The sequence below is a fragment of the Streptodolium elevatio genome, assembly GCF_053592165.1.
The window spans coordinates 1-1220 of record NZ_JBSFVE010000084.1; the positions used below are offsets into that span (position 1 = coordinate 1).

1 protein-coding gene is annotated in these 1220 nt (G+C 73.1%); it reads left to right on the top strand.

What is annotated here, in order from left to right:
- Positions 1-1200: IS701 family transposase (locus ACWD12_RS41080; protein WP_450103964.1), on the top strand; the 1200-nt coding region annotated here is incomplete at its 5' end.
- Between the last annotated feature and the right edge of the window lie 20 nt (positions 1201-1220).

A 1220-nucleotide genomic window follows, 5' to 3' on the forward strand; every position in this document is an offset into this window, starting at 1 on the left:
CGTGGGCGGTTGGAGTCGTTCGCGGCGGAGGTGTTCGCGCCGTTGCGGCGGGCGGATCAGCGGGTGAAGGGCCTGACGTACTTGCGCGGGCTGTTGCTGGACGGTCGGCGCAAGTCGATGCAGCCGATGGCATCGCGGCTGGGAGTGGACCACCAGCAGTTGCAGCAGTTCGTGACGTCTTCGACGTGGTCGGTCCCGGAGGTGCGGGCCCGGCTCGCGGCCCGCGCCGTCCGGGTGGTCGAGCCGGTTGCGTGGGTGGTCGACGACACCGGGTTCGTCAAGGACGGGGTCGCGTCGCCGGGGGTGGCCAGGCAGTACTCCGGGACGCTGGGCAAGGTGGGGAACTGCCAGGTCGGGGTGAGTGTCCACGCGGTTTCGGACGCGGCGTCGTGTCCGCTGGACTGGCGGTTGTTCCTGCCCGAGTCGTGGGACCCGGGTGCGGACACGGCGGGCCGCCGTGTCCGTTGCGGGATCCCCGAGGGTGAGGTGCACCGGCCGAAGTGGCGGCTCGCGGTGGAGATGCTCGACGAACTCGCGGCGGCGGGCGTGAGGCCGCCGGTGGTGGTCGCGGACGCCGGCTACGGCGACAACGCCGTGTTCCGGGCCGCGCTGACCGAGCGCGGCCTGCCCTGGATCGTCCAGGTCAAGGGACAGGCGACAGCCCACCGGCTGGACGCGGTGCCGCACCAGCCCGCCTACGCGGGGCTCGGCCCGCATCCGAAGCCGCGTTACCGCACCGCCCCGGCCCCGCTGAGCGAACACGTGGCGGCGGCGGGCGAAGCCGCGGCCCGGCACGTGACCTGGCGGACGGGCTCCCGCGGCAAGCTGACCGGGCGGTTCTCCGCGCTGCGGGTCCGCGTCGCGGGCCGACGGCCGCGACCGGACGACGACAGCGGTGTCATCGAACCGTGCTGGCTGCTGGCGCAGTGGCCCACCGGCGGCGGCGAACCGTCCCACTACTGGCTGAGCGACCTGCCCGACGACACCCCCACCGCCGAGCTGGTTCGGCTGGCGAAGATCCGCTGGCGGATCGAGCACGACTACCGCGAGCTGAAGACCGCCCTCGGCCTGGACCACTTCGAGGGCCGGTCCTGGGCCGGCTGGCACCGCCACGTCACCCTGGTCACCGCCGCCCACCTGTTCTGCACCGAGATCCGCACCACTGCCGACGCCGACCCAAAAGCCCCGGACAGCACCTGACTCTCTACCAGGTCGTGCAC